This window comes from Bradyrhizobium sp. SZCCHNS3016, assembly GCF_032484535.1.
Taxonomy (GTDB): domain Bacteria; phylum Pseudomonadota; class Alphaproteobacteria; order Rhizobiales; family Xanthobacteraceae; genus Bradyrhizobium.
On record NZ_JAUETE010000001.1, the window covers coordinates 72,938 to 97,528 of the forward strand.

The 24,591-nt window shown below is 65.6% G+C and carries 18 protein-coding genes and 1 pseudogene; 5 read left to right on the plus strand and 14 right to left on the minus strand.

Annotation, left to right across the window (positions count from 1 at the left end):
• Positions 1-448: 448 nt before the first annotated feature.
• On the plus strand, positions 449-1,348 hold the full coding sequence (locus tag QW881_RS00350; RefSeq protein WP_315759364.1) for an NAD(P)-dependent oxidoreductase: 900 nt from the start codon (positions 449-451) through the stop codon (positions 1,346-1,348).
• 167 nt (positions 1,349-1,515) lie between these two features.
• On the opposite strand, the gene QW881_RS00355 is transcribed toward QW881_RS00350, so the two are convergent.
• The 7 genes from QW881_RS00355 to QW881_RS00385 form a co-directional block, all read right to left on the minus strand.
• Positions 1,516-2,295 carry an ABC transporter permease gene (locus QW881_RS00355; protein WP_315736497.1) on the minus strand — a complete coding sequence of 260 codons (780 nt, stop codon included), beginning with the start codon at positions 2,293-2,295 and terminating at the stop codon, positions 1,516-1,518.
• Positions 2,292-3,404 carry an ABC transporter permease gene (locus QW881_RS00360; RefSeq protein ID WP_315759397.1) on the minus strand — a complete coding sequence of 371 codons (1,113 nt, stop codon included), beginning with the start codon at positions 3,402-3,404 and terminating at the stop codon, positions 2,292-2,294. The genes QW881_RS00355 and QW881_RS00360 overlap by 4 nt, the downstream gene beginning before the upstream one ends.
• Before the next feature lie 35 nt (positions 3,405-3,439).
• A complete protein-coding gene (locus tag QW881_RS00365; RefSeq protein WP_315759363.1) occupies positions 3,440-4,534 on the minus strand; it encodes an ABC transporter ATP-binding protein in 1,095 nt (364 codons plus the stop codon).
• A gap of 105 nt (positions 4,535-4,639) precedes the next feature.
• Positions 4,640-5,755, minus strand: a complete 1,116-nt coding sequence (locus QW881_RS00370; protein WP_315759362.1) for an ABC transporter substrate-binding protein — start codon at positions 5,753-5,755, stop codon at positions 4,640-4,642.
• Between the two features lie 213 nt (positions 5,756-5,968).
• Positions 5,969-6,190: a hypothetical protein gene (locus QW881_RS00375; RefSeq protein WP_315759361.1), complete on the minus strand. Its 222-nt coding sequence runs from the start codon at positions 6,188-6,190 to the stop codon at positions 5,969-5,971.
• A gap of 250 nt (positions 6,191-6,440) precedes the next feature.
• On the minus strand, positions 6,441-9,623 hold the full coding sequence (locus QW881_RS00380) for a multidrug efflux RND transporter permease subunit (RefSeq protein WP_315736501.1): 3,183 nt from the start codon (positions 9,621-9,623) through the stop codon (positions 6,441-6,443).
• Between the two features lie 244 nt (positions 9,624-9,867).
• Complete coding sequence (locus QW881_RS00385) at positions 9,868-11,106, minus strand: efflux RND transporter periplasmic adaptor subunit (RefSeq protein ID WP_315759359.1); 1,239 nt, start codon at positions 11,104-11,106, stop codon at positions 9,868-9,870.
• A 190-nt stretch (positions 11,107-11,296) separates the two neighbouring features.
• On the opposite strand from QW881_RS00385, the gene QW881_RS00390 reads away from it, so the two are divergent.
• Complete coding sequence (locus tag QW881_RS00390; protein WP_315759358.1) at positions 11,297-11,911, plus strand: TetR/AcrR family transcriptional regulator; 615 nt, start codon at positions 11,297-11,299, stop codon at positions 11,909-11,911.
• Positions 11,912-12,029: 118 nt separating this feature from the next.
• Complete coding sequence (locus QW881_RS00395; RefSeq protein WP_315759356.1) at positions 12,030-13,505, plus strand: M81 family metallopeptidase; 1,476 nt, start codon at positions 12,030-12,032, stop codon at positions 13,503-13,505.
• 485 nt (positions 13,506-13,990) lie between these two features.
• Here QW881_RS00395 and QW881_RS00400 read toward each other — a convergent pair whose 3' ends face one another.
• The gene (locus tag QW881_RS00400; protein ID WP_315759355.1) at positions 13,991-15,616 is read right to left on the minus strand and encodes an MFS transporter; all 1,626 of its coding nucleotides are present in this window, start codon (positions 15,614-15,616) and stop codon (positions 13,991-13,993) included.
• A complete protein-coding gene (locus QW881_RS00405; RefSeq protein ID WP_316158114.1) occupies positions 15,603-16,736 on the minus strand; it encodes an HlyD family secretion protein in 1,134 nt (377 codons plus the stop codon). The genes QW881_RS00400 and QW881_RS00405 overlap by 14 nt, the downstream gene beginning before the upstream one ends.
• Positions 16,737-17,336: 600 nt before the next feature.
• On the opposite strand from QW881_RS00405, the pseudogene QW881_RS00410 reads away from it, so the two are divergent.
• Positions 17,337-17,617: pseudogene (locus QW881_RS00410) on the plus strand (NAD-dependent epimerase/dehydratase family protein); the annotation flags it as partial.
• 83 nt (positions 17,618-17,700) lie between these two features.
• Here QW881_RS00410 and QW881_RS00415 read toward each other — a convergent pair.
• Both QW881_RS00415 and QW881_RS00420 read right to left on the minus strand, forming a co-directional pair.
• Positions 17,701-17,958, minus strand: a complete 258-nt coding sequence (locus QW881_RS00415; protein WP_315779118.1) for a hypothetical protein — start codon at positions 17,956-17,958, stop codon at positions 17,701-17,703.
• Between the two features lie 250 nt (positions 17,959-18,208).
• Positions 18,209-19,480 carry a sensor histidine kinase gene (locus QW881_RS00420; protein ID WP_316158113.1) on the minus strand — a complete coding sequence of 424 codons (1,272 nt, stop codon included), beginning with the start codon at positions 19,478-19,480 and terminating at the stop codon, positions 18,209-18,211.
• Positions 19,481-20,335: 855 nt separating this feature from the next.
• On the opposite strand from QW881_RS00420, the gene QW881_RS00425 reads away from it, so the two are divergent.
• Positions 20,336-21,079, plus strand: a complete 744-nt coding sequence (locus tag QW881_RS00425; protein WP_316158112.1) for a Crp/Fnr family transcriptional regulator — start codon at positions 20,336-20,338, stop codon at positions 21,077-21,079.
• A 55-nt stretch (positions 21,080-21,134) separates the two neighbouring features.
• Here QW881_RS00425 and QW881_RS00430 read toward each other — a convergent pair whose 3' ends face one another.
• The 3 genes from QW881_RS00430 to QW881_RS00440 form a co-directional block, all read right to left on the minus strand.
• A complete protein-coding gene (locus QW881_RS00430; RefSeq protein ID WP_316158126.1) occupies positions 21,135-21,884 on the minus strand; it encodes a Crp/Fnr family transcriptional regulator in 750 nt (249 codons plus the stop codon).
• A gap of 210 nt (positions 21,885-22,094) precedes the next feature.
• The gene (gene trpS, locus QW881_RS00435) at positions 22,095-23,102 is read right to left on the minus strand and encodes a tryptophan--tRNA ligase (protein WP_316158111.1); all 1,008 of its coding nucleotides are present in this window, start codon (positions 23,100-23,102) and stop codon (positions 22,095-22,097) included.
• A gap of 268 nt (positions 23,103-23,370) precedes the next feature.
• Entirely contained in the window at positions 23,371-24,555 is a 1,185-nt protein-coding gene (locus tag QW881_RS00440) for an ABC transporter substrate-binding protein (RefSeq protein ID WP_316158110.1), read from the minus strand.
• Positions 24,556-24,591: the final 36 nt, after the last annotated feature.

Consider the following 24,591-nt stretch of genomic DNA (forward strand, 5'->3'; position numbering starts at 1 on the left):
GTCGCCAATACTGCAACGAATGACGGCGCGACGACACGAGACGACAATCGCATGACAACTCCTTTCCGGGACGGACCAGCCGCCCAGTGCATCTACGTAACGGCAATTAGTTACCTATCACGAGTGCAGGAACTTGGCTACTGATGGTGAGAAAGATTCTCAGCGGCCGCTGTCGCCAGCGCCGTGATGGATCAGACGCGAATGAGTTGCTTGGGTTTGGCCTGTCGGGACATTGGCCGAATTCGGATTGTTGGCATCGTGCTTGGAATGTTTCATCTACAAGGAGCAGCTTGAAATGGATTGCCTGCCGGCCGGCGCGTTCCTCAGCCCATGCGGCGCGGCAACACGGTTCGACGTCGAGGGACAGCGGGCCGCGGCCGGTTGGAGGTTCCTATGGAGCGGGCGCGGTGGAAACTGCTAGAACCGACGCATTCACGAGGACAGAATAATGACAGCCAAACGCGTGGTGTTCACCGGGGGAACAGGCAAGGCGGGCAGGCATGTACTGCCGCATCTGCAGGACAAGGGCTACGAGCTCCTCAACGTCGACCTCAAGCCGTTCGATCAGCCCGGGATCAACACCCTGATCGCGGATCTGACGGACAGCGGCCAGGCCTTCAACGCGCTGACCACGCATCATGGCTTCGGCGGCTTCAACGCCGGGCGGCCGCCACGGGCGCCGGATGCGGTGGTGCATTTCGCCGCGATCCCGCGGGTGCTGATCGAGCCCGACAATGAGACCTTTCGCGTGAACACGATCAGCACCTACAACGTCATCGAGGCCGCGGCGAAGCTCGGCGTGCGCAAGATCATCATCGCCTCCAGCGAGACCACCTACGGTGTCTGCTTCGCGGAGGGCGACAAGGACTTCAGGAGCTTTCCGCTCGAGGAGGACTACGACACCGACCCGATGGATTCCTACGGGCTGTCCAAGGTCGTGAACGAAAAGACGGCGCGCGCGTTTGCAATGCGCTACGGCATCGACATCTATTGCTTGCGCATCGGCAACGTCATCGAGCCGCATGAATACGACAGGTTTCCCGGCTTTCTCGCCGATCCCCCGTCGCGCAAGCGCAATGCGTGGTCCTATATCGACGCCCGCGACCTCGGCGAGATCGTGCACCTGGCGATCCAGAAGGACGGGCTCGGCTTCCAGGTCTTCAACGCCGTCAACGACACGGTGACGGCTGATATCCCGACGCGCGAGCTGCTGCGCCGCTACTGTCCCAACGTCCCGATCACCCGTGAGCTCGGCGACCATGAGGCGCCGATGTCGAACCGCAAGACGCGCGAGGTGCTCGGGTTCAAGGAAGCGCACAATTGGCGGAAATACGTGAAGGCGGGGTAGGGCGATCTGACTTGACGATCAGGGTTGTAGCCCGGCTCTCTCCACGACGTCATGGCCGGGACCGTCCCAGCCATCCGCGTCTTCATGCGTGGAGGAAAGGGCGTGGATGCCCAGGTCAAGCCCGGGCATGACGAGTAACTCGACGGGCAGGCGTGCGCGTCGGGCCTTCACGACATCCGCCGCCGGATCGCGAGCATCGCCAGCGACAGCGCGATCGTGCCGACGATGAACACGGCCGCCGCCGAGACGATCGCCGGGCTGATGTTCTCGCGGATGGTGGCGAACATCTGCCGCGCCAGGGTGCGCTGATTGGGGCCGGCGACGAACAGCGTCAGCACCACCTCGTCCAGCGACGTCGCGAAAGCGAACAATGCGCCGGAGATGATGCCGGGCAGCGCGATGGGAAAGGTCACCGAGCGCAGCACCATGGCGGGCGAGGCGCCGAGGCTCGCGGCGGCCCGCTCGAGCTGGATATCGACGCCCTGCAAGGCTGAGGAGACGTTGACCAGCACGAACGGCACGGCGACGACGGTGTGCGCGATGATGACGCCGAGATAGGTGTTGGTGAGCCCGTAGCGCGAAAACATCAGCTGCATGCCGACGCCGAGCACGACCGCCGGCACGACCATCGGCAGCAGGAACACGGTGCGCAAGGTCGAGATCAGCAGCGAGGCGCGCCTGCCGCGCAGGCCGAGCGCGGCGAGCGTGCCGAGCAACGTTGCAAGGGCTGTGGTCCCCGAGCCGATCAGCAGGCTGTTGACGATGGACAGCCGCCAGGATTCGGCGGTGACCAGCTCGCGAAACCAGCGCGTCGAATAGCCGGGAATGGGGTAGTTCAGGAATACGCTGTCGGTGAGCGACAACGGCAGCACCGCGATCAACGGCCCGAGCAGGAACACGACGACGGCGATCGCGAACAGCAGCTTGATGAGCGGAAGCCATTTCATGCGCGCTGCTCCTCGGCCGAGGTCAGCCGGATGTAGACGGCATAGAGCAGGATCGTCATCGCCAGCAGGACGAGACCGAGCGCGCCGGCCATGCCCCAGTTCGCCGCCCCCGTGGCGTAGTAGGCGATCACCGAGCTGATCATCTGGTCGTTGGCGCCGCCGATCAAAGCGGGCGTGATGTAGTAGCCCAGCGCGGCCATGAACACGAGCAGCGCGCCGGAGACGACGCCGCGCATCGCCAGCGGCAGCAGCACGTGGACGAAGGCGCGCAGCGGATGCGCGCCGAGCGAGGCCGCCGCCGGCATCAGGTTGCGCGGAATCGCGATCAGCACGCTGAAGATCGGCAGCACCATGAACGGCAGCAGCACATGCGTCATCGCGATGACGACGCCGAGCCGGTTGAACATCAGCGGGACCGGCGCTGACGTCAGGCCGAGCCCCTTCAAGGTGGCGTTGATCAGGCCGTTGTCCTGCAGCACGACATACCAGGCCGCGGTGCGTACCAGGAGCGAGGTCCACAGCGGCAGCAGCACCGCGCCGAGCAGGATCTGCCGGCGCCAGCCGTCGACCGAGGCGGCTACCATCGCGAACGGCAGGCCGATGAGGATGCAGGCCAGCGTCACCAGCGCCGAGGTCACGAAGGTCCGGATCATGATCAGGCGGTTGGCCGAGGCGCCCTCCGGCATCGCAGCGATATTGCCGGCGGCGTTGCGCTCGAGGTCGACGGCGGCGAGCAGGTTCTTGTCGGTCCAGGGCGAGGCCACGGCCTCGGCGATGGTCGTCCAATAGGAGGTCTCGCTCCAGCGCGAGTCGATCGCGGCGAGCTCGACCGCGCCGGCGCCGTCGAGCGCGCGGCGGGTCTTGCCGAGCAGGCTGCGGAAGCCAGACTGCGCGCTGTTCAGGCGGCGAACGAGATCGCCGAACTGCTCGTCATTGGCCAGCTTGCGGATGTCGTCGACGAACGCGGCCTGTGCGGTTGCAGGAGGCACGCTTATGCGGTCCCAGCGCGCCAGCGCCTTGTGGGTGCGGGGCAGGGACTCGGTCGCGACCGGATCCGATACCGCCGACTTCATCATCGTCACCAGCGGCACGACGAAGAACGACAGCATGAACGCCAGAAGCGGCGCCAGCAGAAGAAATGCCGTCAACCGTTGGCGGAGGTCTGGTCGCATGATCCCACCACCCAGACATCCGACGCCGCGAACGACAGCGCGACCTCGCTGCCGACCTCCGCAGCCTGACCGGCACGATCGCCCTTGATGATCAGCCGCTGCGCGCCGACCGTGGCGACCAGACGCATGTGATCGCCGAAATACACCGCATCCAGGATGCGCGCGGTCAGGCGGTTCGCGGTCGCCGCTGCATGATCGTTGATCCGGATGGCCTCGGGACGGATCGAGACCTGCACCCTGCCGCCATCAATGCGGCCGGCGCCGGCATGCGCCGCCAGCGCGAGGCCCGAGTCCGTCGTCAGCCGCACCGCCTCGCCCGCGTGCTCGTCGACCTTGCACGCCAGCAGGTTGGTCTCGCCGATGAACTCGGCGACGAAGGGCGTGCGCGGCAGCTCATAGATCTCGCGCGGCGTGCCGATCTGCTCGATCCTGCCGTGGTTGAACACGGCGATACGGTCCGACATCGTCAGCGCCTCGTCCTGATCGTGGGTGACGAACACGATGGTGAGGCCGAGCCGGCGGTGCAGGTCGCGGATGTCGAGCTGCATCTGCTCGCGCAGCTTCTTGTCGAGCGCGCCGAGCGGCTCGTCCATCAGCACCACCTGCGGCTCGAACACCAGGGCGCGGGCAAGCGCGACGCGCTGCTGCTGGCCGCCGGACAGCTGCGCCGGCTTGCGCTCGGCCATGGTCGACAGCTTGACCATGTCGAGCACGCGGGCGACGCGCTGCGCGATCTCGGGCTTGGACGTGCCGCGCATCTTGAGCGGAAAGGCGATGTTGTCGCGCACGCTCATATGCGGGAACAGAGCGTAGTTCTGGAACACGACGCCCATGTTGCGCTTGTGCGGCGGCAGCCCATCGACCCTGGCGCCGCCGACCTCGATCGTGCCGCTGGTCGGCTGCTCGAAGCCGGCGAGCATCATCAAGAGCGTGGTCTTGCCGGAGCCGGAGGGACCGAGCAGGGCGACGAACTCACCGCGGGCGATATCGAGATCGAGATCGTCGACCACGGTCAGCGCAGCGAAGCGCTTGACCACCTGCCGGAACGAGATGAAGGGGGTATCCATGACGGAGGCTTTCGGCGCGGACCTCGCCGGGACTCATGCACGAGGAGGGCAGGCGCGCGTCGCGACGACGATCATCGCGCGCCCGGTTTGCTGAAGCGGCGAGCCTCAGCGCGCCAGCCAGGCGTTGAAGCGCTTCGACAGCTCCTCCGAATTGTCGGTCCAGAAGCCGACGTCGAGCGCGATCGCCTGCTTGAGATTGTCGGGGGTCGTCGGCAGCTCGGCGGCGAACTTTTCCGGCACCAGCTTGGCGGCGGCGATGTTCGGCAGGCCGTAGGCGATGTATTCGGGCAGCTTGGCCTGGTTCTCCGCCTGGCTCGCAAACGCGATGAAGTTCATCGCGGCGTCCTTGTTCGGCGAGCCCTTCAGGACCACCCAGCTGTCGACCGCGTAGATGCTGCCCGGAAACACGAAGCCGAAATGCTTGCCCTCGGTGCGGTTGATGGCGCTGATGCGGCCGTTATAGACCGAGGTCATCGCGACCTGGCCGGACGACAGGAGCTGCAGCGGCTGCGCGCCGGCCTCCCACCACACGATGTCGGCCTTGAGCGCGTCGAGCTTCTTGAAGGCGCGGTCGACGCCCTCCTTGGTCTTCAGCACCTTGTAGACGTCGCTGGCTGGCACGCCGTCGGCCATCAGCGCGAATTCGAGCGTGTATTTGGCGCCCTTGCGCAGGCCGCGCTTGCCCGGAAACTTCGCCGTGTCCCAGAAGTCCGCCCAGGTCTTCGGCGCGTCCTTGATCTTGTCGCCGTCATAGGACATGCCCGTCGACCAGACGATGGCGCCGACGCCGCAATCGCTCACGCCGGCCGGGATGAAGCCTTTCTTGTCGCCGATCTTGCTCCAGTCGATCTTCTCATAGATGCCGTCGCTGCAGCCGAGCTCGAGCTCCTCGGCCTCGACCTGCACCGCATCCCAGTTCGGCACCCCGGCCTTCACCTTGGCCTGCAGCACGCCATAGCCGCCGTCCCAGCTCTCGTCGAGCACGGTGGCGCCGAGCTTGGCGGCGAACGGCTGGAAGTAGATCTTGCGCTGCGCGTCCTGATAGTTGCCGCCCCACGACACCACCGTGAGATCGCGCGCCTGCGCCGCCGCGGCGAGGCTCAGCACGGCTGCCGCAGCCACCAGCACCGTCTTCGACACGGTGAGGGCCGCGCGTGGCGTCGCCCGACCCGTTCCGTTCGACACCTTCACACCCGTGGGGCTGGTCCGCCGTGAAAACATGCTCGATGATCCGTCGCGCTTTGAAAGGTTCAAAAAAGCTATCGGCTGTTCCCAGCCGTGGCAAGCGCGAGTTTTGATCGTGAGATGATGCCATTTTGGCGCTAGGTGCGGCGTCGGCCGCGCTGCGGCAGTGCGTGTTGAGATCGTCCACTGTCGGCGCCTGGCCTGGTCCGGCCGGGTTCACGCCCGGGGACGTGTTGGGGGCCTGCGGCCCTACAATCCGGCGCTGCAGCCTTGATCGTCCGGGCAGGCAAGCGCCGGCACCGGTTCGCTCTCCGCCGAATTGTCGACGACGAGACCGAGCGCCGGTCTGCTCGTCGCCTTTGCACGGGTCGGAGCCGGCAGCCGCCGCGCTGCACCGTGTGCGCCGATGCGTTCAAAACCCTTTGCCGTCTTCTTCAGCCTGGCGGCGACGAGATGATTCAAAAAATCCATGTTGCAACTCCTTCGGTCGAATGACCCGGCGGCCTGGTGCGGGACAGGCCGCCGGGTCGGCGCAACGTGCTGGAGTTGGCGTCCTCCATTCCGCTGCGCTGGTCTGTGATCCAGTTCACAGTCGCTGAGAATTGATCGTGCCCCGGATCATCGGGGAAGCGTGATGAGGACGCCGACTGTCACTTGCCTCTACGAAACAAGAGACGATTGCGTTTCTCCGCGTCCGACATCATGCTTGTTCACATGCCGTTTACTCCGCAGGCTGCGCAGCCACCGTGCCGTGGCCGCCGTGCTGGGTCAGCGGCTTCATGCCGGTCAGCGTCCGCAGCAGCACGTAGAACACGGGCGTCAGGAACAGGCCGAACACGGTGACGCCGATCATGCCGGAGAACACCGCGACGCCCATCGCCCGCCGCATCTCCGAGCCTGCACCGGTCGATAGCACCAGCGGCAGCACGCCCATGATGAAGGCCATCGACGTCATCAGGATGGGGCGCAACCGGAGCCGGCTGGCCTCGATCGCGGCGCGCAGCGGCGTGCGCCCGGCGAATTCGAGCTCGCGCGCGAATTCGACGATCAGGATCGCGTTCTTGGCCGAGAGGCCGACGAGCACGATCAGGCCGATCTGGGTGAAGATGTTGTTGTCGCCCTTCGAGAGGTAGACACCGAACATCGCCGCCAGCAGCGCCATCGGCACGATCATCAGGATCGCGAGCGGCAAGGTGAGGCTCTCGTACAGCGCGGCCAGCACCAGGAACACCAGCAGGATCGCGAGCGGAAACACCCACAGGCCCGAATTGCCGGCGATGAACTCCTGATAGGTCAGGTCGGTCCATTCGAAGGCGAAGCCCGGCGGCAGCACCTCGGCCGCGACCCGCTCCGCCGCCGCCTGCGCCTGGCCCGAGGAGAAGCCGGGCGCCGCTGCCGCGTTGATATCCGACGACAGGAAGCCGTTGTAGCGGATGGCGCGTTCGGGACCAGCGCTCTGTCGCACGTTGAGCAGCGCCGACAGCGGCACCATGTCGCCGGAGGCGGAGCGCACCTTGAGCTGGCGGATGTCGTCGGCGCGGGCACGGAACGGCGCGTCGGCCTGCACGCGCACCGAATAGGTGCGGCCGAACTTGTTGAAGTCGTTCACGTAGTACGAGCCGAGGTAGATCTGCAGCGTGTTGAAGACCTCGGTCACGGGCACGCCGAGCTGCAGCGCCTTGGTGCGGTCGATGTCGGCGAACAGTTGCGGCACGTTGACCTGGAAGCTCGAGAACACACCGGCGATCTCCGGCGACTTTTGCAGGCCCGCCATGAACGCCTTGGTGACGTCGTTGAGCGCCTCATAGCCGAGCCCGGCGCGGTCCTCGATCTGCAGCTTGAAGCCGCCGATCGTGCCGAGGCCGTTGACCGGCGGCGGCGGGAACATTGCGATGAAGGCATCCTGGATGCCGGCGTACTTCTTGTTGAGCTCCATCGCCAGCGCACCGCCCGACAAGGATGGATCCTTGCGCTCGTCGAACGGCTTCAGGGTCGAGAACACGATGCCGGCATTGGAGGAGTTGGTGAAGCCGGAGATCGACAGGCCGGGGAAGGCGACCGAGCTCTCGACACCGGGCTGGGTCAGCGCGATGTCGCTCATCTTGCGGATGACCTCCTCGGAGCGGTCGAGCGTGGCGCCATCGGGCAGTCGGGCGAAGCCGACCAGATACTGCTTGTCCTGGCCGGGCACGAAGCCGCCCGGCACCTGCTTGAACAGCACGGCGGTGGCGCCGACCAGGAGGACGTAGAGGATCATCACCGCGGCCTTGCCGGTGATCACCTTCGACACGCTGCCGCTGTAATTGTCGGAGGCGCGGACGAAGGCACGGTTGAAGCCGCGGAAGAACCAGCCGAGGCTCTTGTCGAGGATGCGGGTGAGGCGGTCCTTCGGCTCGTGGTGGCCCTTGAGCAGCAGCGCCGACAGCGCCGGCGACAGGGTCAGCGAGTTGACGGCGGAGATCACGGTCGAAATCGCGATCGTCAGCGCGAACTGCTTGTAGAACTGTCCCGTGAGGCCGGAGATGAAGGCGAGCGGCACGAACACGGCGACCAGCACCAGCGCGATCGCGATGATCGGTCCGGACACCTCGCGCATCGCCTGATAGGTGGCGTCGCGTGGCGACAGGCCGCTCTCGATGTTGCGCTCGACGTTCTCGACCACGACGATGGCGTCGTCGACGACGATGCCGATGGCGAGCACCAGGCCGAACAGGCTGAGCGCGTTGATCGAGAAGCCGAACAAGTGCATCACCGCGAAGGTGCCGACGATTGAGACGGGCACCGCCAGCAGCGGGATGATCGAGGCGCGCCAGGTCTGCAGGAACAGGATGACCACGATCACGACCAGCACGATGGCCTCGAACAGCGTGTGCACGACGGCCTCGATCGAGGATCGCACGAACTGGGTCGGATCGTAGACGATGTGATACTCGACGCCCTCCGGCATCGTCTTCTTGATCTCGGCCATGGTGGCGCGGACGTTGTCCGAGATCTGCAGCGCGTTGGAGCCGGGTGCCTGGAAGATCGGGATCGCCACCGCCTGCTTGTTGTCGAGCAGCGAGCGCAGTCCATATTCCGAGGCGCCGAGCTCGATGCGCGCGACGTCGCGCAGCCGCGTGATCTCGCCATGGGCGCCGGTCTTCACGACGATGTCGGCGAACTGGTCCTCGTTCGACAGCCGGCCCTCGGCATTGACCGAGAGCTGCAGGTCGAGCCCCTTGACGCTGGGCGATGCGCCGACCACGCCGGCCGCGGCTTCGACATTCTGCGCCTGGATCGCCTTGACGATGTCGGACGCCGACAGGCCGTGCTCGGCCGCCTTCTGCGGATCGACCCAGACCCGCATCGAATAGTCGCCGGCGCCGAACAGCTGCACGTCGCCGACGCCGTCGATGCGCGCCAGCCGGTCCTTGACGTTGAGCACCGCGTAGTTGCGCAGGTACGTCGTATCGTAGCGGCCGTTCGGCGAGATCAGATGCACGACCATGGTGAGGTCGGGCGAGCTCTTCTTGGTGATGACGCCGAGCTGGCGCACGACGTTGGGCAGCCGCGGCTCGGCCTGCTGCACGCGGTTCTGCACCAACTGCGTGGCCTTGTCCGGATCGGTGCCGAGCTTGAAGGTGACCGTGAGCGTCATCGCGCCGTCGGTGGTCGCCTGGCTGCTCATATAGAGCATGTTCTCGACGCCGTTGATCTGCTCCTCGATGGGCGTCGCCACCGTCTCGGCGATCACCTTCGGATTGGCGCCGGGATAGGTCGCGCGCACCACGACGGAGGGCGGCACGACGTCGGGGTATTCGGAGATCGGCATGGAGAACAGCGCGATCAAGCCGCCGAGGAAGATCAGCGTCGACAGCACGCCTGCGAAGATCGGCCGGTCGATGAAGAATTTGGAGAGGTTCATGGGAGGCCCCGTGGTCGGGAGATGTCAGCGTGTAGTGTGGATTTCGCTTGGCCTGTTTGGTTCGCTGCCGCCTCACATCCGGTGTCGTCCCGGCGAACGCCGGGACCCATACCGCGGACGGCCAATTGGTGAAAAAGACTGCGGGTCATCTTCCTTGGTCGACAAGCAGGGCCGGTGGTTATGGTCCCCGCTTTCGCGGGGACGACAGTTGTGGTGGTCGCGGACAGCCGGGCCTCAATGACGATCAGCGCTGCGCCAGTTGCTTGTTGTCTGACGCCGCCCCATCGCGTGCGCCCATCGCGGCCACCTGCGTCTTCAACAACGCACCCGGCCGCACCCGCTGAAGGCCGTTGACGACGACGCGCTCGCCGGGCTTGAGACCGGCGGAGATGATGCGCAGGCCGTCGACGCTGCCGCCGAGGCTGACCGGGCGATAGACAGCGCGCTCGTCGTCACCGACCACCATCACGAATTTCTTGTCCTGGTCGGTGCCGATGACGCGCTCGTCGAGCAGCACCAGCGATTGCTGCTGCGGCTGGCCCATGCGCACGCGCGCGAACTGGCCGGGGATCAGCCGGCCGTCCTCGTTCTTGAACACGGCGCGGACGCGGATCGTGCCGCTCTGCCCGTTGACTTGATTGTCGATCAACTGGATGTGGCCGGATGCCGTGATGCCGCCCGAGGTCGTCATCTCGACGGGGATGCGGTCGAGATTGCCGCGCTTGCCCGAGCCATCGGCGATCGCCGACAATGCGCGCAACACCAGCTCTTCGGTGGCGTCGAAGCTCGCATAGATCGGATTGACGGACACCAGCGAAGTCAGCACCGGCGAGGCCGAGCCGGCAGCGACGAGGTTGCCGACGGTGACTTCGATCCGGCCAACCCGGCCGTCGACCGGCGCCCGCACCTGTGTGTAGTCGAGGTTGAGTTTGGCCGTCTGCAAGGTCGCCTCGGCGGCCTTGACGTTGGCGATCGCCTCGCGATTGCCGTTGTCGCGCTGGTCGTAATCGCGCTTGGTCACGATCGAATTGCCGACCAGCTGCGCGCCGCGCTCCAGTTCGTTGGCAGCGAAAGCGGCGCGGGCGCGCGCCGCTTCCAGCTGCGCCTGCGCCCGGTCGACCTCGGCTGCGTAGGGCGCCGGGTCGATCTTGAAGAGGACGTCGCCAGCCTTGACCAGCGAACCCTCGGTGAAATTGGTGCCGAGAATGGCACCGGCCACCCGCGGCCGGATCTCGACCCGCTCGACGGCTTCGAGCCGGCCGGAGAACTCGTCCCACAGGCTCGCCTTTCGCGGCTCGATCACGGCAACCGTAACGGCGACGGCCTGTTCGGGGGCCGCAGCGCGGGCTGCATTCGGCGCGGAACTGAAGTTGAAATAATGGGAGCCGGCATAGGATCCGGCGGCAATCACCAAGCCAGCGGCGGCGACGGTGCTCAGCCACCGCTTCAGGCGGCCGGAGGGACGAATTTCGGGCGAAGGCATTGGCGCGCTCCAGTTTTGTAGTGCTCGCTACAAATGTGGCGCTGGCAACCGGTTCGCAAGAGACTTATGTAACGGATACTACGAAAATAGTAGCCCGACTTTCGGCGACTGCGCCAGATCAAAGAAATCGCGTTCAATAACAACTAGATAAGAAATCGGACGGGGCGGAGACGGAACAGGAGTTTTGCACATGGGCATCGGACGGCCCCGGACTTTCGATCGCGACACCGCGCTGGACCAGGCGATGGAGGTGTTTTGGCGCCATGGCTATGAGGGCGCCACCATCGCCCAGCTCACCGACGCCATGGGCATCAACCCGCCCAGCCTCTATGCCGCGTTCGGCAGCAAGGAGGCCCTGCTCAGGGCCGCGCTCGACCGCTACACGGCGCGACGGGAGGCCTGGATGGACGAGGTGCTGAGTGCGCCGACCGCCCGCGAGGTCACCGCGCGGATGCTGATGGGCGTCGCCGAGAAACAGACCGATCCGTCCAATCCACCCGGCTGCCTGCTGGTGCAGGGCGGTCTCGCCTGCGGCTCCGGCTCGGCCAATGTGCCGTTCGAGCTCGCGGCCCGCCGCGCGCAGACCGAGGAGCAGCTCCGGCAGCGTTTCGATCGCGCAAAGGGCGAAGGCGATCTGGCTGCCACCGCCGACCCTGCGGCGCTCGCCCGCTATGTCTCGGCCGTCATCACCGGCATGAGCGTGATGGCGTCGTCAGGCGCCGACCGCGAGGGGCTGACGCAGGTCGCGCTGGTCGCGATCAAGGCGATCGAGGATCAGTCGGTCGCGTTTGAGAGGGCGGTCTGACGCCGCTCATGCGCTGGGCGACGGGCGCTCTTCCTTCCTGCCGGCTTGTGCTGATGGACGCGATGCGGTCCCCTGCGCCGCATCCTCGTCCCTCGCGCGAACCAAGAGCCTCCCCTCCATGCGTGTCTTCTCCGCCGCCCTTGCCACCGAGACCAACACCTTCGCGCCGATGCCCACGGGGCTCGCGACCTTCCATGAGCGCGCCTACTTCCCGGCCGGCCAGCACCCGGACAAGATGCAGATGCATGGCGGGCCACTATGGGCTGCGCGCCAGGTCGGGCCGTCCAAGGGTTGGACGCTGATCGAAGGGCTGGTGGCCGCGGCCGTGCCCAACGGGCTGGTCACCCGCGCCGCGTTCGAGACCCTGCGTGATCAGATCCTCGCCGATCTCAAGGCTGCACTGCCGATCGACATGGCGTTGATCGGCCTGCACGGCGCGATGATCGCCGACGGCTATGATGATTGCGAGGGTGAGCTGCTCGCGCGCATCCGCGAGATCGTCGGGCCCGATGTGGTCATCGGCGCGACGCTCGACCCCCACGTTCATATGAGCGAGCTGATGGTCAGAAGCGCCGATCTTCTGATCTGCTGGAAGGAATATCCGCACACCGACATCCTCGAGCGGGCCCAGGATCTGGTGAAACATTGCACCGATATTGCTGAGAAGCGGCTGAAGCTGCAGAAGGCCCTTGTCGACACCGACATGATCGTCACCCTGCACACCACGCGCGAGCCGGTGCGCAGCTTCGTCGACCGCATCACCGCGCTCGAAGGCAAGGACGGCATCGTGTCGGTCTCGATCGTGCACGGCTTCGGCTGGGGCGACACGCCTGACATGGGTACCAAGGTGCTGGTCTATAGCGATGCCGCCGTCGATCCGGATGGTGTCAGGGCGAAGGCGCTGGCCCGCCGCCTTGCGGACGAACTGATCGGCATGCGCGAGGCGGTGACCGAACGCATGCCCGACGTCGATGCCGCCCTCGACCAGGCATTGGCGACAGACGGCACCATCGTGCTCGGCGATGCCAGCGACAATCCCGGCGGCGGTGCGCCCGGCGATTCCACGTTCATCCTGCGCCGGCTGCTCGACCGCAACATCGGCAATGCCTGCCTCGGTCCACTCTGGGACCCGATCGCGGTGCGCATCGCCTTCGATGCCGGCGTTGGCGCCAAGCTGCCGCTGCGGATCGGCGGCAAGATCGGTCCGCTGTCGGGTGATCCGGTCGATGCGACCTGGGAGATCAAGGCGCTGAAGGAGAACATGGTGATGACGGGCCTTGCCGGCACGCCCGCCAAGCTCGGCGATTGCGCGTTGATCGGGAGCAATGGCGTCGAGGTCGTGATCACGACGTTCCGCTGCCAGGCGTTCGGCACCGACTTCTTCACGCAGCTCGGCTGCGATCCTGCCACGCGCAAGCTCGTCGTGGTGAAATCCGCCCAGCATTTCCGCGCGGCATTTGCGCCGATCGCGGCCGACATCATCATGGTCGATGCGCCCGGCGTGGTCGCGCGCGATGTCACGACGTTGCCCTACAGGAAGATCAAGCGTCCGAAATGGCCGCTCGACCCGCTTCCGCAACCATCGCGCGCGTAATGTCCCAGAGTGCGACGCTGCTGGCCGTGCCGTTAACGTTCGGAACGCGCTCGGAACGAACCACGTCCGAATCGGCTGCGCGTCACGGTACGGGGTCTGTTCACGCCTAGATGTCGCGGCGCGCTTCCGCGACCTACGAGATCCAGACGTTGCGATGGACAGCCGCGTCTAGCCTGGTCGCGAAAGGTTAAGATGACCGGCCGCAGCTCTCGCGGCACGATGTCCCAGAGTGTGACGCTGCGGTTTGCGACGTTAACGTTCGGAACGCGGCTGGAACGAACCGCGTCCGAATCGGCGGCGAGTCGCGGTACGAGGTCTGTTCACGGCTACATCTCGTGCCACGCTGAATTGAGATGCAAGATGCAGCTCCGGCGCACGCGCCGTGCTGCTGTGCCGGCGTCAGAAAGTTAAGCAACCTCGGCGCCGCCGCGAGGCGCGTGTGTTGTGACGTTGCAGCCGTGCCGCGTCGGAGAATGTCGTCGCTCTCACGTCGGCGACGATCCGAATCGTCGCGTCCACGCCGCTCTCAACCCAATCGGGGCCGGCGAGAACGGACCGGGCGGCGCGCGCGTGATCAGGGCGACCAGCAGGAGCGCGGCGATCGCGAGCCAGAAGCACAGCCAGAACGCGTCGAGATAAGCGAGCACGTTGGCCTCGCGCTGCACCTGCGCGGCCAAGGTCCCGACGGCGCGGGCCTTGGCCTGGCCGCCGCCATGCGCGGCGAAATAGCCGGTCAACCGTTGCAATGCGCGTGCGACGTCGAGATCGCCGCTCCGGATGTTGAGGCCGAGATAGGCCGAATGCACCTGCTCGCGCACCCGCAGCCACGTTCCCATCAGGGCGACGCCGATTTCGGCGCCGCCGAGTCGCATCACCTGGATATATGCCGCAAAGGACGTCGCGCGGGCCGGATCGGAATTCGACAGCGCGAGGATGATGATCGGCAGCAAGGTCAGGGCCTGCCCGATCGACTGCAGCACGACGATGACGATGAAATCCTCGCGCGCCCAGGCGTGGGTGATCTGGGTGCCGAGCAGATTGGCCGCGGCGAAGGCGCTGAGACCGAGCACGACGACGATGCGGGGATCGAGATGGCGAAGCAGCACGATCGACAGCGGCACCAGCACGACCATCGGCAGCGCGCCGTAGAACAACAGCAGCGAGCCGCTCTGCTCCGGCCGCAACTGCGTGATGGTGACGAGGAAGTTCGGCACCAGCGACGCATTCGAGAGGCTGGTCAGCGTGTAGAGCAGGATCACGACCAGCGACAGCCCGATGTTGCGCGAGAACAGCACGTTGAAATGCGCCCATGGCTGCGGGGCGAGCGCCTCGTTGACGAGGAACAGGACGAACAGCGCGGCGCCGCCGCACAGCAGCGCCATGACCGTGCCCGATTGCAGCCAGTCGAGTCGGTTGCCCTGGTCGAGACCGGCATAGATCATCGCCACGGCGCTGCCGAGCAACAGCATCCCGCCCCAGTCGGCGTTCTCGAGCAGCGCGCGGTTGACGGGCTCGGCCGGGGTGCCGAGATAGACCATCAGCGCCATCAGCGGCGCCAGCACGACGCCCTGCCAGTACAGCCACTGCCAGCCGAGATGCTCGACATAGAAGCCGACCAGCGAGGTCGAGGTATCCAGCGCGAAGCCGACCCGGATCGCATAGATCGAGATCGCCGGCAGCCACCAGCGGATCGGCAGGTTGCGGAAGATGATCATGAGCGTGGCCGGCACGAAGGTGCCGAGCAGCATGCCGTGCAGGATCGCGAGCGCGATCAAGGTCGGATAGTCGCGCACGAACGGGATGATCAGGGACAGCACCGCATAGATCAGGCTGGGAATACCCAGCACACGGCGCAGACCGAACACGGTCGCGAGCCACGCCACGGCCGGCGCGATGACGATCTGCGAGCCGATCGCCGCGGTGGACAGCCAGGCGCCCTCGTCAAAACCGAGCGAGAACGCGCCGCGCAGATCGGGCAGGCCGACCGAGGTCAGCCGGCTGTCGAAATTCGCCAGGAACGAGCCGAGCAGGACGGCGCCGACGGCAAACAGCGGATGCGCCGCCTGGCCGCCGCGCGACAGCGGTCCGCGATCGGTCTCACTTGGCGCCATCGGCCTGGCCGGTGGTGCGGATGTGGGTCACGACCGACATGCCCGGCAGCAGCCGCGCGAGCAGCGGCTGGTCGCCGTCGAGGGCGATGCGGACCGGAATGCGCTGCACGACCTTGGTGAAGTTGCCGGTGGCATTGTCGGGCGGCAGCAGCGCGAATTGCGAGCCGGAGACCGGCGCGATCCGCTCGACGCGGCCATGCAGCCTCTGGGCCGGGAACGAATCCACGGTGATCTCGACCGGCTGGCCGGGCGCGACATGGGTGAGCTGCGTTTCCTTGTAGTTGGCGATGACGAAGACGTGCGGCAGCGGCACCACCGCGATCAGGCTGCTGCCGATATTGACGTAATCGCCGACCTGCACCTGGCGCTGTCCGACGACGCCGTCGAATGGCGCGGTGATCCTGGTGTAGCCGAGCTTGAGCCGCGCGGCGGCGAGCGCGGCCTTGGCGCCGGCGAGATCGGCGCCGCGCTGCTTCTTGGTGCCGGTGAGCACCTCGAGCTGATGACGCTGCGCGGCGATCACCGCGCGGCTCGCGCGCACGTCGGCCTGCGCCTTGGCATAGGCGGCCGTTGCCTGTTCCAGCCGCTGCTTGGTACCTGCCTCGCTCTGCGACAGCGACTGCTGGCGCTCTTCTTCCTGCCTGGCCTGCACCTCGGCCGCGCCGGCCGAGACCTGCTGCGCTTCGGCCTGGGCGATGGTTGCGTATTGCAGCTCGACCTGATTGCTGAGGTTGTCGAGCGCCGCCTGTGCCGCCTCGACATTGGCCTCGGCCTGCGACACCTGTGCCTCGTAGTCGGCCGGATCGATCTGGACCAGCAGGTCGCCGGCCTTGACCTGCTGGAAATCGCTGACCGCAACCTTCGTCACCTCGCCGGCCACGCGGCTCGAGAGTTGCGTCAGGTCGGCGCGCACATAGGCGTCGTTGGTCGACTGGGTCGTTGCGTTGCCGGTCCAGGCGTTCCAGCGCGTGGTCGCGAGCGCCACGAAGGCGAGCGCTGCGATCACCGCAAGCAGCGGAATGCCGAGACGCGCCGAGAGCCCGGGCGCCGCGGCGGACGAGGGCGGTGGCGTCGCTGCAGCGCGCGCCGCCGCGTTGACGTTGCTCGGTGTTTCACTCAAGGGACGCCTCCTGCATCGGCCGACGCTGATCAGTCCGACGACTCGTACCCCATTCTGCGCCGCGTGCCACCTGGACTCTGGGTCGTGAGCCATGCGTCGCGGGGCATGGACATCTGCGCGCCGAACGGAACCCGCGGGCGATCGGACCGTGATGAACCAGCTAACAGGCCAGCAGGTTGAGCACAGGCACAGCCCGCGATCGCCGCGCCGGGATCGCGCCAACGACATCAGCGCTGGACTCGCTGCCACGGCCAGCCTGCGCATGATGTCCCAGAATGCGACGTCGTGCGCGCTCACGTTAACGTTCAGAACGTGGCTTGAACGAACCGCGTCCGAATCAGCGGCGCGGCCCGGTACGAGGTCTGTTCACGGCTAGATGTCGTGCTGTCATCGCGTGACATCAGCTATTCGGCGTCACCTGACCGCAATCGGACGACCGGCCGGGTGCGAGAGCGTTAAGAGCGCGGAGCGGCCTGCCGCCAAGCGGTCGTCGGTGACGCCGGCCGGCGCGCGCTGCCCGGTTGCAGCGGTCGCCCCGCTGGGTCACATTTCTCATCCGCGACTCGATCCAGCCGTTTGCTGATCAGAAGGCTTTCATGCATGGGTCACAAGGGAGCGATCCTGGTTGCCGGCGGCGCCGGCTACATCGGGGCTCATTGCTGCAAGGCTGTCGCCGGAGCGGGCTACGTGCCGATCTGCTACGACAATCTGTCCACCGGCCATCGCCGCACTTCAACGCCGGCGGTGCCGACGCGTCAGGCCTGATCGGTGAGCTGCGCGATCCCGAGACGCACCTGATCCCGCGGGCGCTGACGGCGATCCTCGGCCATGTGCCGGACTTCGCGATTTTCGGCACCGACTATGACGGCACGATCATCCGCTCGGCCTGGACCTGGCACCAGACCGCGCACCCGCGGATCGCGTGAGGCCGATGCCGCGTGCCTTGAGCTCGTCGGGGAAGCTGTTACGCCGCGGCCGGCGGCGTGTGCGCGAACTGGTCCACGAAGCTCATCTCCGCGCGCTCGTCGTCGACCGACCAGCAGCCGATCTCGGAAGCGCCCCGGAAGAAGTGGACGCTGTGCACCGGTGAGCGGACATCGTCGCCGCGAATGATCTGGAGCAGGGTCCGCGCCACGCGGCGGTGATCGCCGGGGAGCCTGAGGTCGAAGAATGCGTCGCCATAGCCCGGCAGGATGGTGCCGGTCGAATCGCGAACTTCCATGCGCAACTGTGCCATGCTCGCATTGAACGCCAGCAACGGTTTCCGCCCGGTAAATGCCGCCGGGCTCGCGCATGTTCGGATTGGCGGTGTGGTCTCACCATGAAGCGTGTAGCGCGCTCGTCGCCACCAGCGGCACGTGGACGAGGAGCATTGACAAAGAGCTGCCGTTCGAGGAAGCGGCCGGCCTTGTCAGCGGCGCATCGAGGATCACGTCATCGGCCGTGCTGGCAATTTATGATCGCCCAAGGGATCACCGGGTCTTCTCCAGCACCGGTCGCTCTGCGGCGACGAGTGCTGTCGCCGGGGCAATCCCTTCATTGCGGGGGAGCATCGGCAGTTCGACCAGGACACGCGTGCCGGTTGACTGGTTGGCGCTGACGGAGAGGCGGCCGCGGAGCTGCTCGACCATCCCCTTGATCATCCGGAACCCCAGGCTCGCGCGCGGTTGATCGATGTCGAAACCGGCCGGCAGACCGACACCATGATCGGACACGCTGAGGTGCAGCCAGCCGTCGATGTCACGGGCGGAGATGTCGATCGTCCCGTCCCGGCCGGGGTAGGCATGTTTCACGGCGTTGCTGACCAGCTCATTGATCAGCAGGCCGAGAGGAACGGCATGATCGGCCGAAAGCCGTATCGGGTCGGAGTCGCAGCGCAGCACATTCGTTCCCGCGACCCGTTGCAGCCGGCTGCAGAAGTCATTGAGGAAGACGTCGACGTCGATCAAGCCGATCTGCGAGGCCCGCGAGAGATGATCATGAACCTGGGCAATGGCCGCCACGCGCGATCCTGCGTCTTCGAGGGCGCGCTTGGCTTCAGCCGAATGCGACCCGAACGACTGGACGCGGAGCATGGCCACGACGGATGCGAGGCTGTTCTTGACGCGGTGGCCCATTTCGCGCGTCAGCATGGCTTGATGGTCCAAGGCTTCCCGGAGCCGCGTCTCCTCATGCAGGCGCTCGATTGCAATCCCGACGATGTCGGCGAATTCAGTGAGGAAGGCAGCGTCCGCCTCGTCGAAGCGGCGGGGGGCCGGACTGTCGACCTGGAGCACGCCGAAATAGCCGCCGCCTTGTCCGCCGCGATCGATCCGGACGCTGATCGACGTCTTGATGCCGCGGTCTACTGGAAGCCCCGGTATCTCGAAGCGACCATCCGGGGGGGGGCGACCGGTGATGATGGCTTGACCCGTCTGGAAGGCGCGGCCAGCAGGCGAGGCACTGTCCACGACGAACGATGATTGCTCGACCGGGCTCGGCCATCCGTAACCCGCGCGGACCAGCAGTCTCTTGCCATCCGCCACGAATTCCATCGCCATCGTGAACGGTGCATTGAGGCCCTTGGCGCAGAGCGCGGCGGCGCGCTGAAGGACGCTGTTGGTATCGCGGGTCTGCAATGCAGCCCGACTGAATTCGGCGAGCACAGATTGTTGGATGAGCCTGTAGCTGCGTATGTCGTTCCGGACGCCCGCGCGCTCGAGAAAGATCGGAAAAGCGGTATCTTGGCTCTGATGTCTCAACACGCGGATTCTCCAAAACAGGACGCACTCCGACTACAAATTCCCCGCTGCTCTCTTCCTTACAATTTGATATTATGAGATTATTCTGTTGCCGTTCACCGGTCGGAGTCTGAGCAAAAGCGAACATGGGTCCAGTTTGCCGCAGCGCAATTCGTCGGGAGCCGAATCGAGGAGAATGGCTCCCCGGCGCGGGCAGTAGCACCTGACGCTCGCTGTGCCCCCCGCGCGCTCATCCAGAGGACCTTCCACGGAGAGCGGGCACTGATGCCGTGGCGAGAGGCGTGCTCATGCCAGCCTTTCAGTGGGCGGGGCAGCACCCTCATCACCGGAGACCGCCCTATGCGAGCCAGGCGGCAGGCCGTTGGCGCGTCGGCCAGATCCGCTCATTCGGCGGCAATTCTTTCCGCTCGGTGGTGTGGCCCACCGACAGCGAGCCGTGGGGCGTGTGACAGATGGATCCCATCGAAGGGGTGTGTCCTGTCCGAATCCGTCAACGACCTCAATTTTATCCGTGAATGCCTGCGTCTGGCGGCGGATTTCACGCAACTTGCGCGCGATGCCGTCGATCCGGACGTGCAGGCGCATTGCCAGCGGATGGCCGCCTTCTGGACCGATCGGGCGGCCGGAAATCCCAACGCGGAAACGGACGATCTGAGTTAGTGAAATCGCCGGATGCGCGACGAGCGAGCAGGGCCATTGTTGCGGTGCGGCGGGGAAGCGTTGCGTGCGGGAACTCGTGAGCAATTTTGCTCAGACTTGCCGGTCGAGAGCGCCCAAGAAGTGGGGGAGGGACGGCGCGGATAGCCGCCTCTGCGCCGTTGCCTCCGTCCCTCATCATCGCCGATTGTCGGTTTTGGAATGATCAAGGCGCAAACCGATCGCGATCTGCGGAGCAATCAGCTGCTTGATGCCCTGGCGCCGGACAGCCGCAGCCGTATCGAGTCGCACCTCGAGCCCGTTGATTTCAAGCTCGGCGCCGTGGTCTGCGAGGCCGGCGGCCATCTCAGGCATGCCTATTTCCCGAGAGGATCGGTGCTGTCGCTGTTGACCGTGCTGGAGAACGGCGACGCCATCGAGACGGCCAATATCGGTCGCGAGGGCGCCTTCGGCCTCTTCGCCGCCATGTACAGCCGGGCCTCCTTCAATCGTTGCATCGTTCAACTCGAAGGGCATACCGTCCGGTGTCCGATCGAGCTGCTGCAGCGTGAGTTCGACTCCAGCGAACATGTGCGCAATCTTCTCGTCAGCTACTCGGAGACGCTGCTGTCCCAGGTTCAGCAGACGGTGGCCTGCAATGCCATGCATTCGACCGAAGAGCGCATCTGCCGATGGCTGCTGATGATGCACGACCGGGCAGAAGGGGCGGTGCTTCCGTACACGCATGAATTCCTGTCGCAGATCCTCGGGGCCAATCGCAAGTCGGTGACGCTTGCCGCGCAATCCATGCAGGCGGCCGGCCTGATCAGCTATCGTCGCGGCACCATTCAGGTGCTCGACCGGCCCGGCCTCGAGAAAGCCTCGTGCGAATGCTACGCCATCGTCAAGCAGCGGTTCGATGCATTTCTCCAGCCGCCCACGACGGCGGTGCGCAGCCAGCATTGATTTAGCGGTGGCGTGGATCGAGCAGGGCGGCCCAGCTCGATCTCGAGATACTCGGTCATAGGCTCTTGAGGGGAGCTTTGCCTTCAACCGACTTCACGCCTGCGATATGCGGCTGATCGTGCAGAACCACATTCAGCAGGGAGCTGTGGATCACGAGGTGACCGTTGTAGTCGATGAAGCCCAGCTTGCGGAACTTGTTCATGAAGTGACTGACCCGCGAGCGGGTGGTGCCGATCATGTCGGCCAGCATCTCCTGGCTGACCTTCGCGATGACCCGCTGCGGCTTGCCGTCATTGCCGAAATTGGCCAGCAGCAGTAGCGCCCGCGCAAGGCGCTTTTCGCTCGAATTGAACAGCTGATCGATGAGATCGGCCTCGACGCGGATCGTGCGGGCGAGGATGTGCGAAACGAAGATCTCGGAAAACGCCGGCTGCTCACGCAGGGCGCTCAGCGCAGCCGATTTGGTGATCCGCAGGATTTCGCTGTCGGTGATGGCCGACGCTGTCGACAGCCGGTGAGACTGGCCGGCCAGGCAGCCCTCGCCGAAAAAATCGTCCTTACCGAGCAGCGCGATGACCGCCTCCTTGCCCTGCTCGGAATGGACGACGATCTTGACCGTGCCCGTGATGATATAGAACAGCACATCGGCGAGGCCGCCCTGGGAAAAGATCTGCTGGTCCTTTCGATATTTCCCGATCGTTCGGCCTGGGCCTTCGGTCTTCAGGAACACCGCCGGATCGAAAGCCTGCTTCTTTGGCTGCGGCTTTGCGGCCGCCGGCGGCTTTACGATGGGTCGCTTCGCCATGTGTTCTCCGGGTGAAACGCGAGTGCTGAATACTTCGAAGCCGGATCTCGGCATCACAGTTGCGCAGGCGCGAACGCAGCATAGCGCCTTTCGCGGCCGCTTGACAGCATAGCGTCTTTTTCGACGGGACACGCACAGCCGTTTCATGTTCCAGTGACGCTGCGGAGCGAAATTAGTTAATTCATGTTATTGAGCATTAGCATCGCACCGCTAATGCAGCGCGCACAGACCCAGCGCCTCGCGGACGTCGCGCAAGGTCGCATCGGTGACGGTGCGCGCCAGTTCGGTGCCGTGCCTGACGATCTCGAGAATATGGTCGGGATCACGCGCAAACGCCGCCCGCCGGTCGCGGATCGGCGCGACCACGGCCTGCAGCACGTCATCAAGTCGCTGCTTCACGACGCTGTCGCCGAGGCCGCCGCGGACGTAGCGCGCCTTCAGGTCCGCGACCGCCGCATGATCGTCGTCGAACGCGTCGAGATAGATGAAAACCACATTGCCTTCGACGCGACCGGGGTCCGCGGCCCTGACGTGGCTGGGGTCTGTGAACATGCGGCGGACGGCATCGCGAATCTGGTCCGCGGTGGCGGAGAGTGGAATCGTGTTGCCCTGTGATTTGCTCATCTTGGCCTTGCCGTCCACGCCAGGCAGGCGTCCGACGCTCGGGATCAGCGCGCGTGCCTCGGGGAGCACCTCCGTGCCCGCTTGGCGGTTGATGCGGCGGACGATCTCGTTGGTCTGCTCGATCAGCGGCGCCTGGTCCTCGCCGACCGGCACGATGGTCGCCCTGAAGGCGGTGATGTCCGCGGCCTGCGCGACGGGATAGCACAGGAAGCCGGCCGGTATATCGCGGCCGAAGCCGCGTGCCTGGATCTCGTCCTTGATGGTCGGGTTGCGCTCGAGCCGCGCCACCGTGACGAAGTTCATGTAGAGCAGCGTGAGATCGGCCAGCGCCGGCAGGTGCGATTGCAGGCAGATGGTCGTCATCTCCGGGTCGATGCCGACGGCGAGATAGTCGGTCGCGATCTCCAGGATGTTTCGGCTCACCTTGCCCGGATCGTGGGCGTTGTCCGTCAGCGCCTGGGCATCGGCCAGCAGCAGGAATTGCCGATGCGTCGATTGCAGCGCGACGCGGTTCTGCAGCGAGCCGACATAGTGGCCGAGGTGCAGGGGGCCGGTGGTCCTGTCGCCGGTCAGGATGACGGGACGTTCTGGCATTGAGAGAGGCATCGTGGTTCTCCAAAAGTGAGAACCGCCGCTCGATCGAGCGCTTCGATGCTGTTGATGACAAGAACCGCGTCGCAGGCCGATGAACGGCGGCGACGGGCGAATGAATGACGAGGCCGTGCCGCTCCTAGATGGAGCGCCACCACGTGTTAGCGTGCAAGGTCTCAGTCTTGATCATGCGATCGATATGGCCGAAACCGCCGATGAAAGCAACCCGCTCACGCACGCTGCACGGAGCGGCGAGCCCAGGCCATTCAGCCTATTCGAGATCTATTGCGTGATACTGGCCGGTCTTGTCGAGCTGCGTGCCCCAGACCTTGTGCAGCGCCTGATGGTCGGACGGGCCGAAGCTCACCTTTGATCCAACGCCCAGCTCGTAATTCAGCATCGATTCGAGGACATCGACCAGCGACTCGGTGTCGACAGCGGGACCGGCGCGACGCAGTCCTTCGATCAGGATGTTGGCGGTGAGATAGGCTTCCAGGGACGAGTAGTCCGCCGGCTCTCCCGGGAAATATCTGTCGAGCGCCTTCTTGTAGTTCAGGGTGACGGACGCGTAGCCGTCGACCGCCGGCGTGACCTGGGTGCAGATGATGCCGTCCGCATAGCGCGGGCCGAGCACCATCAGCTCACTGGCGAGGCCGGTGCTGCCGACGCCCGAGATCGTCGCGTAGATCATGTCGGGATAGAGGTCGCGGGTCTTCTCGATGAACTTGGCCGCGGCGCGAAAGGTGGCGACCAGCACCACCGCCTTGATCGCATGCTTCTGCCGCCGCAGTTGCGCGATGGCCTCGTCGACATTGACGGTATTGCGGTTGTAGCTCATGCGGAAGGCGTCGCCCACGCCGCCGCGCAGCCCGTGCATCGCCTTGCTGACACCCTCCCACCCCGCGTCGCCGTAGGCATCCTGCTGGGTGAGAACTCCGATCTCCTGCGGACGCAGCTTGCGGCTCTTGACGAGATAGTTCACGAGCGCATGGGCTTCCTCGGCGTAGCCGGCACGGTAGTTGAAGACGTAGCGGTCCGGCGGATCGTGGCGGAGCGAAGGAGCGCCGGTGAAGGCGCCGAAATAGAGCGCATGATGCTCGAGCGCGTACGGCACCGAGATCAGGGCCGTCGGACTGCCGTAGTTCTCGACGAAGCCGAACACCTTGTGCTGCTCGTAGAGCTCCTTCATCGCGTTCAGCGTCCGCGTCGGCTCATAGGCATCATCGGCCGTGTAGAGCTTGAGCTGCCGGCCATGCACGCCGCCTTCCTCGTTGGCCTGCGCGAAGGCGAGGTCGATGCCGAGCTTGAGCTGATGGCCCATCTCCCTGGCCGGACCCGAGAACGGCGCCGCCATTCCGAAGCTGATTTCGGTTTCCGTCACGCCCTGGACCGGGGGCCGCGCGCTGGTCGGCTGCGCCGACGCGGCATTGGCCATCCGCGTATCGAACTTCGGCACGCGGTCCTCCTCCCTCAGCGGCGGGCTCTGATCCGG

Coding starts and splice junctions, on each gene's coding strand:
- QW881_RS00430 (WP_316158126.1), bottom strand. CDS start 21,884: ATGGCGAAGCGACCCATCGTAAAGCCGCCGGCGGCCGCAAAGCCGCAG.
- QW881_RS00350 (WP_315759364.1), top strand. CDS start 449: ATGACAGCCAAACGCGTGGTGTTCACCGGGGGAACAGGCAAGGCGGGC.
- trpS (WP_316158111.1), bottom strand. CDS start 23,102: ATGCCAGAACGTCCCGTCATCCTGACCGGCGACAGGACCACCGGCCCC.
- QW881_RS00355 (WP_315736497.1), bottom strand. CDS start 2,295: ATGAAATGGCTTCCGCTCATCAAGCTGCTGTTCGCGATCGCCGTCGTC.
- QW881_RS00395 (WP_315759356.1), top strand. CDS start 12,030: ATGCGTGTCTTCTCCGCCGCCCTTGCCACCGAGACCAACACCTTCGCG.
- QW881_RS00360 (WP_315759397.1), bottom strand. CDS start 3,404: ATGCTGTCGTTCTTCGTCGTGCCGCTGGTGACGATGATGAAGTCGGCG.
- QW881_RS00380 (WP_315736501.1), bottom strand. CDS start 9,623: ATGAACCTCTCCAAATTCTTCATCGACCGGCCGATCTTCGCAGGCGTG.
- QW881_RS00370 (WP_315759362.1), bottom strand. CDS start 5,755: ATGTTTTCACGGCGGACCAGCCCCACGGGTGTGAAGGTGTCGAACGGA.
- QW881_RS00390 (WP_315759358.1), top strand. CDS start 11,297: ATGGGCATCGGACGGCCCCGGACTTTCGATCGCGACACCGCGCTGGAC.
- QW881_RS00385 (WP_315759359.1), bottom strand. CDS start 11,106: ATGCCTTCGCCCGAAATTCGTCCCTCCGGCCGCCTGAAGCGGTGGCTG.
- QW881_RS00365 (WP_315759363.1), bottom strand. CDS start 4,534: ATGGATACCCCCTTCATCTCGTTCCGGCAGGTGGTCAAGCGCTTCGCT.
- QW881_RS00375 (WP_315759361.1), bottom strand. CDS start 6,190: ATGGATTTTTTGAATCATCTCGTCGCCGCCAGGCTGAAGAAGACGGCA.
- QW881_RS00415 (WP_315779118.1), bottom strand. CDS start 17,958: ATGGAAGTTCGCGATTCGACCGGCACCATCCTGCCGGGCTATGGCGAC.
- QW881_RS00425 (WP_316158112.1), top strand. CDS start 20,336: ATGATCAAGGCGCAAACCGATCGCGATCTGCGGAGCAATCAGCTGCTT.
- QW881_RS00400 (WP_315759355.1), bottom strand. CDS start 15,616: ATGGCGCCAAGTGAGACCGATCGCGGACCGCTGTCGCGCGGCGGCCAG.